Annotated in this window: 9 protein-coding genes and 2 pseudogenes; 2 read left to right on the forward strand and 9 right to left on the reverse strand. The window is 72.4% G+C overall.

The window, feature by feature from the left end; genetic code table 11:
* Positions 1–127: 127 nt before the first annotated feature.
* Genes EES42_RS06765 through EES42_RS06785 form a run of 5 tightly spaced genes read right to left on the reverse strand, consistent with a single transcriptional unit; the run spans position 128 to position 7,402 of the window.
* A complete protein-coding gene (locus EES42_RS06765) occupies positions 128–1,300 on the reverse strand; it encodes an acyl-CoA dehydrogenase family protein (protein WP_124717117.1) in 1,173 nt (390 codons plus the stop codon).
* On the reverse strand, positions 1,297–3,249 hold the full coding sequence (locus EES42_RS06770; protein ID WP_124717118.1) for an ATP-binding protein: 1,953 nt from the start codon (positions 3,247–3,249) through the stop codon (positions 1,297–1,299). Before EES42_RS06770 ends, EES42_RS06765 begins: the two co-directional genes overlap by 4 nt.
* 7 nt (positions 3,250–3,256) lie before the next feature.
* A complete protein-coding gene (locus EES42_RS06775) occupies positions 3,257–4,855 on the reverse strand; it encodes an acyl-CoA carboxylase subunit beta (protein WP_124717119.1) in 1,599 nt (532 codons plus the stop codon).
* 25 nt (positions 4,856–4,880) lie between these two features.
* The gene (locus EES42_RS06780) at positions 4,881–6,596 is read right to left on the reverse strand and encodes an acyclic terpene utilization AtuA family protein (RefSeq protein WP_124717120.1); all 1,716 of its coding nucleotides are present in this window, start codon (positions 6,594–6,596) and stop codon (positions 4,881–4,883) included.
* Positions 6,593–7,402, reverse strand: a complete 810-nt coding sequence (locus EES42_RS06785; protein WP_124717121.1) for a TIGR03084 family metal-binding protein — start codon at positions 7,400–7,402, stop codon at positions 6,593–6,595. Before EES42_RS06785 ends, EES42_RS06780 begins: the two co-directional genes overlap by 4 nt.
* An 833-nt stretch (positions 7,403–8,235) precedes the next feature.
* Here EES42_RS06785 and EES42_RS46000 point away from each other — a divergent pair.
* Positions 8,236–8,481: pseudogene (locus tag EES42_RS46000) on the forward strand (BTAD domain-containing putative transcriptional regulator); the annotation flags it as partial.
* A gap of 24 nt (positions 8,482–8,505) precedes the next feature.
* Here EES42_RS46000 and EES42_RS06795 read toward each other — a convergent pair.
* The 4 genes and pseudogenes from EES42_RS06795 to EES42_RS06810 form a co-directional block, all read right to left on the reverse strand.
* A pseudogene (locus EES42_RS06795) lies at positions 8,506–8,784 on the reverse strand (ABC transporter ATP-binding protein); the annotation flags it as partial.
* On the reverse strand, positions 8,766–9,164 hold the full coding sequence (locus tag EES42_RS06800; RefSeq protein WP_323138577.1) for a lanthionine synthetase LanC family protein: 399 nt from the start codon (positions 9,162–9,164) through the stop codon (positions 8,766–8,768). The pseudogene EES42_RS06795 and the gene EES42_RS06800, both read right to left, overlap by 19 nt.
* A 241-nt stretch (positions 9,165–9,405) precedes the next feature.
* Positions 9,406–9,834, reverse strand: a complete 429-nt coding sequence (locus EES42_RS06805; protein WP_124717122.1) for a DUF3592 domain-containing protein — start codon at positions 9,832–9,834, stop codon at positions 9,406–9,408.
* Between the two features lie 113 nt (positions 9,835–9,947).
* Positions 9,948–10,925: an EamA family transporter gene (locus EES42_RS06810; RefSeq protein WP_124717123.1), complete on the reverse strand. Its 978-nt coding sequence runs from the start codon at positions 10,923–10,925 to the stop codon at positions 9,948–9,950.
* Between the two features lie 150 nt (positions 10,926–11,075).
* Here EES42_RS06810 and EES42_RS06815 point away from each other — a divergent pair, with 150 nt between their 5' ends.
* Positions 11,076–11,978 (forward strand): LysR family transcriptional regulator, encoded by a 903-nt coding sequence (locus tag EES42_RS06815; protein ID WP_241196256.1) that lies wholly within the window; start codon positions 11,076–11,078, stop codon positions 11,976–11,978.
* Positions 11,979–12,551 lie beyond the last annotated feature (573 nt).

Here is a 12,551-nt window from a genome sequence, read left to right on the forward strand (position 1 = left end):
GCGGATCCTCACCACCGGTGGGGTCGAAGCGGCAGGTGCGGCGGGCTGCGGAAGGGCGGTGGTGCGGCGGTGCCGGGGAGCCGCGCCACCGCCGCGTCCGCGGTGTGGAGGGACAGGTTGTCTTCTGTCAGTAGGACTTGGGGAGGCCCAGGGACTGGTGGGACACGTAGTTCAGGATCATTTCCCGGCTGACGGGGGCGATCCGGGCGACGCGGGCCGCGGTGATGAGGGAGGCGAGGCCGTACTCGCGGGTGAGGCCGTTGCCGCCGAGGGTGTGCACGGCCTGGTCGACGGCCTTGACGCAGGCTTCGCCGGCCGCGTACTTCGCCATGTTGGCGGCCTCGCCGGCGCCGATGTCGTCGCCGTCGTCGTAGAGCCTGGCGGCCTTCTGCATCATCAGCCGGGCCAGTTCGAGTTCGATGTGGGCCTGGGCGAGCGGGTGGGCGATGGCCTGGTGGGAGCCGATGGGCTCCTTCCACACCTGGCGGGTCTTGGCGTACTCGACGGCGCGGGCGAGGGCGTAGCGGCCCATGCCGATGCCGAAGGCGGCGGTCATGATGCGTTCGGGGTTGAGCCCGGCGAAGAGCTGGAGGAGTCCGGCGTCCTCGTCGCCGACGAGGGCGTCGGCGGGGAGGCGTACGTCGTCGAGGACGAGTTCGAACTGCTTCTCCGGGGCCTGGAGTTCCATGTCGATCTGCGAGCGGCCGAAGCCGGGGGCGTCACGGGGGACGATGAAGAGGCAGGCCTTGAGCTTGCCGGTCCTGGCGTCCTCGGTGCGGCCGACGACGAGGGTGGCGTCGGCGATGTCGACGCCGGAGACGAAGACCTTGCGCCCGGTGAGCAGCCAGTCGGCGTCCGCCCCGGAGCCGTCCCTGCGGGCGGTGGTGGTGATGCGGTGGGAGTTGGATCCGGCGTCGGGTTCGGTGATGCCGAAGGCCATGGTGAGGCTGCCGTCGGCGAGGCCGGGGAGCCACTGCCGCTTCTGGGCGTCGGTGCCGAAGCGGGCTATGACGGTGCCGCAGATCGCCGGGGAGACCACCATCATCAGCAGCGGGCTGCCGGCGGCGCCCAACTCCTCCAGGACGATGGAGAGTTCGGCCATTCCGCTGCCTCCGCCGCCGTACTCCTCGGGGAGGTTCACGCCGAGGTAGCCGAGCTTGGCGGCCTCGGCCCACAGTTCGCGCGGGTGGTCTCCGTCGCGTACGACGGAGGTCATGTAGTCGCGTCCGTAGCGCTTCCCGAGGGCGGCGACGGCGGCGCGCAGTGCCTGGTGCTCTTCGGTTTCGAGGACGGTGCTCATTGCTTCGGTTCCTCCTGTACGTCTTGCACGACGGCGAGCAGGGCGCCGACCTCCACCTGGAGGCCGGGTGCGGCGTGGAGCGCGGTGAGGGTGCCGGACGCGGGGGCGAGGATGCGGTGTTCCATCTTCATCGCCTCCAGCCAGATCAGTGGCTGTCCGGCCTCGACCGCCGTCCCTTCGGCGAGCCCGTCCGCGAGGCGGACGACGGTGCCGGGCATGGGGGCGAGCAGCGAGCCGGGTTCGGTGCGGTCGGTGGGGTCGGTGAAGCGGGGCAGGGCGGTGAGGGTGTACGAGCCGGTGGCGGTGTCCACGTACGCCTTGTCGCCGTGGACGGCGATGTCGTAGTGGCGGGTGAGGCCGTCGCCGGTTTCGAGGGTGACGCGGTCGGGGGCGGTGGCGACGACGCGTTCGCCGGTCTCGGGGACGGGGCCGGTGCGGGTGGTGCGGTAGGCGGCCTCGTGTTCGGTGCCGTCGGGTTCGGCGCGGTAGCGCTTGGTCCGGGGCCGGGAGGAGATGTTGCGCCAGGCGCCGAAGCGGGCCGGTCCGGGGCCGGCTGCGTGCTGCCGGGCGGCGGCGTCGGCGAGCGCTGCGGCCAGGGCGGCGAGGCGGGGTCCGGAATCGCCCTGGGCCGGGGTGAGGGCGTCCAGGTGGCGGTCGTAGAAGCCGGTGTCGAGGCGGGCGGCGAGGAAGTCGGGGTGGCGCAGGGACCGTACGAGCAGCTCGCGGTTGGTGACCGGGCCGTGGATGCGGGCGCGTTCCAGGGCGCGGGCGAGCAGGCGTACGGCTTCGGTGCGGGTGGGTGCGTGGGCGACGACCTTGGCGAGCATCGGGTCGTAGTGGACGCCGATGGTGTCGCCGTCGGTGTACCCGGTGTCGAGGCGCAGCCCTGGCTCGTCGGGTACGCGGAAGGTGTGCAGTGCGCCGGTCTGGGGCTGCCAGTCGTGGGCGGGGTCCTCGGCGTACAGGCGGGCCTCGACGGCGTGGCCGTGCGGTGCGGGGGGTGCGGTGGCGGGCAGGGGTTCGCCTTCGGCGATGCGCAGCTGGAGGGCGACGAGGTCGAGGCCGAAGACGGCTTCGGTGACGGGGTGTTCGACCTGGAGGCGGGTGTTCATCTCCAGGAAGTACGGGCGTCCGTCGGCGGCGAGCAGGAATTCGACGGTGCCCGCTCCCTGGTAGCCGACGGCGTGCGCGGCGGCCACGGCGGCGTCGTGCAGCCGGGTGCGCAGCGCGTCGTCGAGTCCGGGGGCGGGTGCTTCCTCGATGACCTTCTGGTGGCGTCGCTGGAGCGAGCAGTCGCGGGTGCCGAGCGCCCAGACCCCGCCGTGTCCGTCGGCCATGACCTGGACCTCGACGTGCCGGCCGCGCTCCACGTAGGGCTCGGCGAAGACCTCGCCGTCCCCGAACGCGGACGCCGCCTCCGCGGTCGCTGCCGTCAACTCCCCGGACAGTTCGGCGAGTTCGCGTACGATCCGCATTCCGCGTCCACCGCCGCCGGCCGCCGCCTTGAGCAGCAGCGGCAGGTCGTCGGCGGTGGCCTGCGCCGGGTCGACGGGGGCGAGCAGCGGCACCCCGGCGGCGGCCATCAGTTCTTTGGCGCGGGTCTTGGACGCCATCAGCTCGATGGCCTTGACCGGCGGGCCGACCCAGAGGAGTCCGGCGTCCTGCACGGCGCGGGCGAATCCGGCGTTCTCGGAGAGGAAGCCGTAGCCGGGGTGGACGGCGTCGGCGCCGGCCGCGAGCGCGGCGCGTACGACGAGGTCGCCGCGGAGGTAGGTGTCGGCCGGGGCGGCGCCGGGCAGCCGTACGGCGGTGTCGGCCTCCCGTACGTGGAGGGCGTCGGCGTCCGCGTCGGAGTACACGGCGACGGTGGCGATGCCGAGCGCCCGGCAGGTGCGGAAGATCCGGCAGGCGATCTCGCCCCGGTTGGCGACGAGCAGGGTGCTGATCATGTCTTCCTCACATCCGGAAGATGCCGAAGCCGCCGCGGGCGCCTTCGACCGGGGCGGTGTGGATCGCGGACAGGCACATTCCGAGGACGGTCCTGGTGTCGCGCGGGTCGATGACCCCGTCGTCGTACAGCCGCCCGGACAGGAACATCGGCAGCGACTCGGACTCGATCTGCTGCTCGACCATGGCGCGCAGTCCGGCGTCGGCCTCGTCGTCGTAGGGCTGCCCCTTCGCGGCGGCGGAGGCGCGGGCGACGATGGAGAGCACCCCGGCGAGCTGCTGCGGTCCCATGACCGCGGACTTGCTGCCGGGCCAGGCGAAGAGGAAGCGCGGGTCGTAGGCCCGGCCGCACATGCCGTAGTGCCCGGCCCCGTACGAGGCGCCCATCAGCACGGACAGGTGCGGGACCTTGGAGTTCGACACCGCGTTGATCATCATCGCGCCGTGCTTGATGATGCCGCCCTGCTCGTACTCCTTGCCGACCATGTAGCCGGTGGTGTTGTGGAGGAAGAGCAGCGGGATGTCGCGCTGGTTGGCGAGCTGGATGAACTGGGCGGCCTTCTGCGACTCCTCGCTGAACAGCACACCCTGCGCGTTGGCGAGGATGCCGACGGGGTAGCCGTGGAGCCTGGCCCAGCCGGTGACCAGGCTGGTCCCGTACAGCGGTTTGAAGGCGTCGAAGTCGGAGCCGTCGACGAGCCGGGCGATGACCTCGCGCGGGTCGAAGGGCACCTTCAGGTCGCCGGGCACGATGCCGATCAGCTCGTCCTCGTCGTACTTCGGCGGCTCTGCGGGGCCCGGATCGGCGTGTGCCTTGCGCCAGTTGAGGCGGGCGACGATCCGGCGGGCCTGGCGCAGCGCGTCCTGCTCGTCGACGGCGAAGTGGTCGGCGAGCCCGGAGGTGCGGGCGTGCATCTCGGCGCCGCCGAGCGATTCGTCGTCGCTCTCCTCACCGGTCGCCATCTTGACCAGGGGCGGTCCGCCGAGGAAGACCTTGGACCGTTCCTTGATCATGACGGTGTGGTCGGACATGCCGGGTACGTACGCCCCGCCTGCCGTCGAGTTGCCGAAGACCACGGCTACGGTCGGGGTGCCGGCCGCCGAGAGCCGGGTGATGTCGCGGAACAGCGCCCCGCCGGGGATGAAGATCTCCTTCTGGGACGGCAGATCGGCGCCGCCGGACTCCACGAGGCTGATGCAGGGCAGCCGGTTGGCGAAGGCGATCTCGTTGGCCCGCAGGGCCTTCTTGAGGGTCCAGGGGTTGGAGGCGCCGCCGCGTACGGTCGGGTCGTTGGCGGTGATCAGGCACTCCACGCCCTCGATCACCCCGATCCCGGTGATGAGCGAGGCCCCGACCGCGTAATCGCCGCCCCAGGCGGCGAGCGGCGACAGTTCCAGGAACGGGGTGTCCTCGTCGATCAGCAGCTCGATCCGCTCGCGGGCCAGGAGCTTGCCGCGCGAGCGGTGCCGCGCCACGTACTTCTCGCCGCCGCCCGCCTGTGCCTTGGTGTGCTCGCCGGCCAGTTCGTCGAGCTTGGCGAGCATGGCCGTGCGGTTGGCGGCGTATTCGGGGCTCGCGGTGTCGAGCGCGGTGGGCAGGACGGTCATGCGTGCGCCTCCGGTACGTGGACGGTCATGCGTGCGCCTCCGGTGCGTGGACGGTCTCCAGCAGCGATACGGGGATGGGCAGGTGCCGGGAGCGCAGCCACTCCCCCACCGCCTTGGCCTGCGGGTCGAACCGGTGCTGGGCGGCGACGCCCTCGCCGAGCAGCCCGTGGACGGTGAAGTTCAGGGCGCGCAGGTTCGGCAGGAGGTGGCGTACGACGGTGAGGGCGGCGGTCTCCGGCAGCAGTTCCCGGAACCGTTCGACGGTCAGTTCGTGGGCCAGCCACCGCCAGGCGTCGTCGTCGACGGCCCACACGCCCACGTTGGCGTCGCCGCCCTTGTCGCCGCTGCGGGCGCCCGCGATCCGGCCGAGCGGGGCGGACCGGGTGGGCCCGGGGTCCGGCAGGGGGGCGGGCAGCGGCGGTTCGGCGACGTCCTGGAGCGGCCGCGTCGTCGTGGGCGGGGCCAGGCTCAGCCGCTGCCCGTCGGGGAGCACGGCGATGTGCAGGACCTCGTCGGCCGGTACGTACCGGGCCTCGAACACCCCGTACGGGGCGCCCTTGCCGGGTGGGGCGGTGACGTGGAAGCCGGGGTAGCTGCCGAGGGCGAGCTCGATCGCGGCGCCGGAGACCGCGCGTCCCACGGCCTCCTGGTCCCGGTCGCGGACCACGAGCCGGAGCAGGGCGCTCGCGCTCTCCTCGGTGGCGGCGTCGGCCCGGTCGGTCCGGGACAGCTCCCAGCGCACCTCGTCGGGTTCGGCGCCGGAGCGGGCGAGCGCGTCCGTGAACTGCTCCCGCACCAGCTGGGCCTTGTCCTCGATGTCGAGGCCGGTGAGCACGAAGACGACCTCGTTGCGCCAGCCGCCGAGCCGGTTCAGCCCGGCCTTGAGCGTGGGTGGCGGGGCCTCGCCGCGCACCCCGGAGATCCTGACCCGGTCGGGTCCGTCCTGCTCCAGCCGTACGGTGTCGAGCCGGGCGGTGACGTCCGGTCCGGCGTACCGGGCGCCACCGGTCTCGTACAGCAGTTGCGCGGTGACGGTGCCGAGGTCGACGACGCCGCCGGTGCCGTCGTGCTTGGTGATGACGGAGGAGCCGTCGGCGTGGATCTCCGCGACGGGGAAGCCGGGCCGGCGCAGGTCGTGGCCCCGGAAGAAGGAGTAGTTGCCGCCGGTGGCCTGGGTTCCGCACTCCAGTACGTGTCCGGCGACGACGGCCCCGGCGAGTGCGTCCAGGTCGCCGGGCCCCCAGCCGAAGTGTGCGGCGGCGGGTCCGGTGACGAGGGCCGCGTCGGTGACCCGTCCGGTGACGACGATGTCCGCGCCGGCGGTGAGGCAGGCGGCGATCCCGGCGCCGCCGAGGTAGGCGTTGGCGGTGAGGAACCCCTCGGGCACGGGGAGGCTGTCGCCCTCCACATGGGCGACCCGCACCGGGACACCGACTTTCGCCGCCAACTCCCGTACGGCGTCGGCCAGTCCGGCCGGGTTGAGGCCGCCCGCGTTGGCGACGATCCTGACCCCGCGCTCGTGGGCGAGCCCGAGCCCCTCTTCGAGCTGGCGCAGGAAGGTGGTGGCGTAGCCGCGCGTCGGGTCCTTGAGTCTGCTCCGGCCGAGGATGAGCATGGTCAGCTCGGCCAGGTAGTCCCCGGTGAGGACGTCTAGCGGGCCGTCGGTGAGCATCTCGCGCACGGCGTCGAAGCGGTCGCCGTAGAACCCGGAGGCGTTGCCTATCCGCAGCGGTGCGGTCACTTGCCGTCTCCCCGGGGTGCGCGGCCCGGTCCGGCGGGTCCGGCGAACGCCTGGGCGATGTCGAGCCACCGGTCGGCGTCGGGGCCGACGGCCCGGACGGCGAGGTCGTCGCGGTGTGCGCGCTGGGTGACGAGGAGGCAGAAGTCGACGAGCGGCCCGGTGACGCGCTGCGGTGCGTCCGGCGCCCCGAAGGCGATCAACTCTCCGTCCGGGGTGTGCAGTTCGACCCGGAATTCCTCCGAGGGCGCCTTGATCCCCCGTACCAGATAGGCGTAGTCGCGGGCCCGCACCCCGATCCGGGCGACGTGCCGCAGCCGGGCGGTGGGGGTCCTGGTGACCCCGAGGGCGTCGGCGATGTCCTGGCCGTGCGCCCAGCTCTCCATGATCCGGGCGGTCGCCATGGACGCGACGCTCATCGGCGGCCCGTACCAGGGGAACTTCACACCCGGCGGGGCCGCACCCAGGGCCTCGTGCAGCCGGGCCCGGCCCTCGCGCCACCGGACGAGCAGCTCCTCGGCCGACAGCAGCGCGACGAGCTCCCCGGCGGCCTCGTCGACGAACGTCTCGGGGTGCGCGAGCGCCTTCTCGACCTCGGCGGCGAAGGCGTCCGGTTCGGTGACGGCGATCAGGGCGACCTCGTCGGTCCAGTTCAGGTGCGCGATCTGATGGGCGACGGTCCACCCCTCGGCCGGGGTCGGCCTCGCCCAGTGGGCCGCGTCCAGCCCGGCGACCAACCGGTCGAGTTCCTCGCTCTCCTGACGCAGGTCGTCGAGCACGGTTGCGGTCACGGCCGAAGCATCGGACACGGTGCACTCCCTCGGGGCGTGGCGGTGTGCCCAGGAGCATGGCAGCGGACCAATAAACAATCAAGCATGCTTGCATGATTTTCCGCCCGCAAAACTGCCTCGATTTGGCGGGAACCGATCGGCCGGGCCTCCATGAACGGAAGCGCAGGATCCTACCTTCGAGTAGCACCGATCGGAAGATTTCCAACCGCAGGAATCAAGTCAATTACGCGCAGCTACTAGCCGGATCTCATTCCCTCTGAAAGCGCGAACGCAGTTCCAACGGGGGAACAAAAGACTGACGCCTATGTGCGTTCCCCCTGCCCTGACCACGCAGGAGACGATATGACGCACTTGAGCCGGATCTCGCCAGACATCGCACGAAGGGTCCTCCTCCCGGCCCGGTTCGGCGGCGAGAATCGGACAACAGAGGTTCCGCGGCTCACCACCGGCACGCCTCTCACTGCGTATCTGTGAGAGGACTCCTGTTGATCCAGTCCCCACAGACCGATTCTCCCGACGGATCCGCTCCCCACGCCGTCGGAAACGAACCGGCCCCGGCCGGCCACACCACCCGGGCGACACCGCCCGACGCCCACGACAAACGCCCTGACCCGCGCTTCGGCGTCCTCGGGCAGCTCTCGGTCCACGGCAGGACCATGTCGGTCACCTCACCCGTCCGGCGCGCGGTCCTCACCGCTTGCCTCCTCCGGTACGGGCGGCCCATCGGCATCGCGGAGTTCAGCGAGATCCTCTGGGACGACCCACCGGTTTCGGCCACGGCGAACCTCCGCAGCCATGTGACGGGGCTGCGCCGGGACCTCGACGAGGTCGAGCCCGGGCTCGGCGACCGGATGCGGACCTACCGCGGCGCCCAGTGCGGGTACGGACTGGAGATCGCGCCCGACGAATTCGACCTGCCCCGGTTCACCGCCGCGGTCCAGCGTGGCCGGAACTGGCTGTTAAGCGGCTCCCACAAATCGGCGGTCGACGCCCTGGAACAGGCCGTGGGCCTCTGGAACGGTCCCTTCGGACAGGACCTCCCGCCCACTCGGTGGTTCAATGCCCACATAGCGGGGCTCAACAACGCCCGGCTGGACGCCTATCAGGACCTCTTCACCGCGTCCGAGGCGTTGCCGCATGCCGAGCGAGTACTCGCCGTAACGCCGCCCGCCCGCCCGGGCCAGTCCGACGTGGTCGAGCACCTCGTCGGCCCGGCGGGCCGGCAGACCCGTCGCCGCGCGCTGCACCCGCAGGTGGTCACGGCCGGTCCGCCTGCGGTGTGTGCCGGACTCGTCGAGCATCGCGCCGACGGTTCTGAGCGGCTGTGCCAGGTCCCGGTACGGCCGTCCGCCGACGGTCGCGGTGCCGGAGGTCGGTACCGTCAGGCCGAGCCGGAGACGATGTCCAGGAGCGGGTCCTCGTCGACGAGTTCGTCGATGGCGGGCAGCAGCGCGGCGGCGGCTTCGGCGTACTCGGGCCGGTCGTGGCGTACGGCGGCGTGGGCCAGGGCGTAGACGGCACCGCCGAACGGGCCGAACGCGCCGATGCCGAACTCCGCGGCTCCCGGCTTCTTCGCCAGGCTCGCCAGCGTCTCGGCGATGAGCACCGACCGCTTCGCCACCTGGTCGAAGGCGGCCTGGGCCAGCTCGCCGGTCCGCTCGTCGCCGGTCACGGCCGCGACGGCGTCCAGGGCGTGCGCGATGCCGGCGGTCCCGGTGTAGAGGCCGATCGGGGCGGGCGCGTACTGCCAGTACTTCTCGTCGACCAGGTCCAGCCCGATCCAGAGTCCCGCCGAGTCTTTCGCTCAGGGTGGCGGCCCGGTGCCAGGGGAGGTGGGCCCCGGCCGACCCGCTGGTGGGGTGCTCGCTTGCGACGTCAGGCATTCCGCTCTTCCTCCTGGGGCAAGAACGTGACCGGCGGGGGCGTACAGTCGCCCGCCCCTGCCGGTCACGCCGTTTCTTCGGTACTGCGTCAGCCCCGGATGCGCGGTGCCCCGGCGGCCGGGCGGTGCCGGGCCGTGCTCAGGGGACGAGGGCGATGACGAACGCCGAGACCAGGGCGAAGAAGCTGCCCGCCACGGTGATCACGGTCCTGGCGTGGCGCATTCCGAAGGACGGGGCGCGGGTGGTCGCTTCCTTCGGGTTCGCGGCGCCGTAGTAGACGGTCACGGAGTCGCCCAGGGCCGGGGCGAGGCGCGACTGGCGTTCCTCGAAGCTGACGGTGTGCCCGTCGGCCGTACGGAACTCCAGGGTGGGGTGGGTGTGCGTGAGGGGGCCGCCCTCGGGGCTCTGGACCTCCTCGGTGCGCAGGGAGACGCACCGGGCCTCGGCGGTGAGCCCCTCGGCCCAGGCGGCCCGGAGCCGGGGGCCCTGGAGGTGACGGTCCAGGTTCTTTCCGGAGATCACGGCCGCGCCCACGGCGACGACGAAATAGACGGCGGCGATGATCATGGGTTTCCCCCGGCGGGCTCTCACGTGATGGACCGCCATGATCCCGCGTTGCGGGGCGGGCCGACAAGGGCCCGCTGCGTCAACGCTCCCAGTACGTCAACGCTCCCGCTGCGTCAACGCTCCCGGGGCCTCAGGCGCCGCGTCTGGCTCCGTACCGCGCCCATGCTCGCCCCGATGACGAGGGCGATCGCCAGCGCGTCGGTGGTCGTCAGCGCCTGGTCCAGGATCAGGAAGCCGGCCGTGGCCGCGATCGCCGGTTCCAGGCTCATCAGGATCGCGAAGGTGGGCGCGGGCAGTCGGCGCAGCGCCATGAGTTCGAGGGTGTACGGAAGCACCGAGCTCAGCAACGCCACCGCCGCGCCCAGCCCCAGCGTGGACGGGACCAGCAGCTTCGAGCCCGACTCCATGATGCCGAGGGGCAGCGAGAGCAGCGCGGCCACGACCAGGGCCAGGGCCAGGCCGTCCGCCTGGGGGAAGCGGCGGCCGGTGCGGGCGCTGAAGACGATGTACGCCGCCCACATGGCGCCCGCGCCGAGCGCGTAGGCGGCGCCGACCGGATCGAGGCGGTCGAAGCCTCCCCCGCCCAGCAGCACGACGCCGCCCAGCGCGAGCCCGGCCCAGACCACGTTGATCAGGCGGCGGGAGGCGAAGACCGAGAGGGCGAGCGGGCCCAGCACCTCCAGGGTGACGGCGGCGCCCAGCGGGATGCGGTCGGCCGCCTGGTAGAAGAGCGTGTTCATGCCGCCCATGGCCAGCCCGAACGCGAGCACGGTGCCCCAGTCGGCGCGCGAGTGGCCGCGCAGCTTCGGGCGGCAGACCACCAGCATCACGAGCGCGGCCACGGCCAGGCGCAGGGTGACGACGCCGAGCGCACCGGCCCGGGGCATCAGCAGGACCGCGACGGCGGAGCCGAACTGGACGGAGAGGCCGCCCGCGACCACCAGCGCGACCGGGGCGAGCGCCGCGCCCCGGCCCTTGGGGCGTGCGGGGCCCGCCGCGTCGCCCAGGGCGGGAGCCACCTCGGGTACGGCGACGGCCACGGCCTGCTCGGCGGCGGCCGCCACCCCTGCTGCACTGCGCTGGTCGTTCACCTGCGGTGTTCCTCCCGAATCCGATAGTGCAATCCAATGCACTACTCGATTGAACATACTGTACTTCGCTCGTGCGGTACGTCCTCTTACGGTAGGTACCTCCGCGTGGCACGTGAAATGTCGATCGAGCTCCGGTTATGCTCCCCGCGCATGAGCATCGGGCGTTCCGGACAAAGCGCTGGTCGCGGCATCGAAGTGCGGCATCTGCGCGCCTTTCTCGCCGTGGCCGACGAGGGCAATGTCACGCGCGCCGCCGCCCGTCTCCGCCTCACCCAGCCCGCGGTCTCGCGCACCCTCGCCGCTCTGGAGCGGCACCTCGGCATCCGCCTGGTCGACCGGTCCACCCACCATCTCGCCCTCACCCCCGAAGGCGTCGCCTTCCGGGACAAGGCCGCCGCCGCGGTCGCCGCCTTCGATACGGCACTCGACCCCGGCGGGCTGCGCCACTGGCCGCTGCGGCTCGGGCACGCCTGGTCGGCGTTCGGCCCGTACACCACACCGCTGCTGCGCCGCTGGCAGGAGCTGTATCCGCAGACCCCGCTCGAACTGCTGCGGATCGACGACCGCACCGCCGGCCTGACCCGCGGCGAGGTCGACGCCGCGCTGCTGCGGGGGCCCATCGAGGCGCCCGGCCTCGTCACCGAAGTGCTGTTCGAGGAGGACCGGGTGGCGGCGGTCGCGGCGGACGGCCCGCTCGCGGACCGCACGGCACTCCGCCTCACCGACCTGGCGGGCGAGACCGTCGTCCTGAACACCGTCTCGGGCACCACCACCGTGGACCTGTGGCCCCCGTCCGCCCGCCCCACCGCGACGCTCACCGTCGCCAACACCGACGACTGGCTGACCGCCATCGCGGCGGGCCGCGGCGTCGGCATCTCGGCCGCCTCCACCACCGACATGCACCCGCACTCCGGAGTCACCTACCGGCCGCTGCTCGACGCCCCGCCCGTCCCCGTAATCCTCGCCCGGCGGGACGTCCCGGGGCATCCGGCACTGCCGAACCTGGTCGCGCTGGCGCGCGAGGTCGTGGGGCGGGATGCCGGTGGCGGCTGAGGATTCCAGACACGGAGCCGGTACTCACACGGCCCGGAACGACAATGGGGCGGCTCCGGCGGACCGGCGGGCCAAGGCCGCCCCACCCGAGCCGGGTGAGCGCTCTCCGGAAGCGGTGAGTCCCACCGGAAGCCCCAGCGGCAGGCCCCGGCGATCCGCCCGACGTACGCCGCCGGCGCGCAGGGCCTGCCCCCCTGCCCCAGGACCCTTCCGACGGATCCCGCCCGGCCTAACGGGGTTGATGGCGCGTTCGACTGTGTTGCGTTTCCTGTAGCGCTCGCTGTCGAAACCGGTGGGTCGGCCGCCTCGGGAACCTCGGTTCTTTCGATGCCTCCGCCGGCGCCGTCAAACAGGAGGTGGCGGAACCGGCAGGCTACTGCCGGTTCCGCCCGAATCGGAGGGCCCCCGTTCGACCGCGTCCAACTCCGCGGCCGTCGGCTCGTGACCGGTGCTGTCGGCGAACACAGCAACGGCCGACTGACGTGCAGCGCAGTCGAATGCCGGAGCCTCCTTCACAGACCCCGGCTATCCGACGCCAGGCGATTTCACCTACCCCTCATCGCAGGTGGCCTC

Source organism: Streptomyces sp. ADI95-17 (assembly GCF_003846175.1).
Taxonomy (GTDB): domain Bacteria; phylum Actinomycetota; class Actinomycetes; order Streptomycetales; family Streptomycetaceae; genus Streptomyces; species Streptomyces sanglieri.

What these genes read in the sequence shown, in the direction of transcription:
- EES42_RS06765 (WP_124717117.1), bottom strand. Translation starts at nt 1,300, where the DNA reads ATGAGCACCGTCCTCGAAACCGAAGAGCACCAGGCACTGCGCGCCGCC.
- EES42_RS06815 (WP_241196256.1), top strand. Translation starts at nt 11,076, where the DNA reads ATGAGCATCGGGCGTTCCGGACAAAGCGCTGGTCGCGGCATCGAAGTG.
- EES42_RS06770 (WP_124717118.1), bottom strand. Translation starts at nt 3,249, where the DNA reads ATGATCAGCACCCTGCTCGTCGCCAACCGGGGCGAGATCGCCTGCCGG.
- EES42_RS06805 (WP_124717122.1), bottom strand. Translation starts at nt 9,834, where the DNA reads ATGATCATCGCCGCCGTCTATTTCGTCGTCGCCGTGGGCGCGGCCGTG.
- EES42_RS06775 (WP_124717119.1), bottom strand. Translation starts at nt 4,855, where the DNA reads ATGACCGTCCTGCCCACCGCGCTCGACACCGCGAGCCCCGAATACGCC.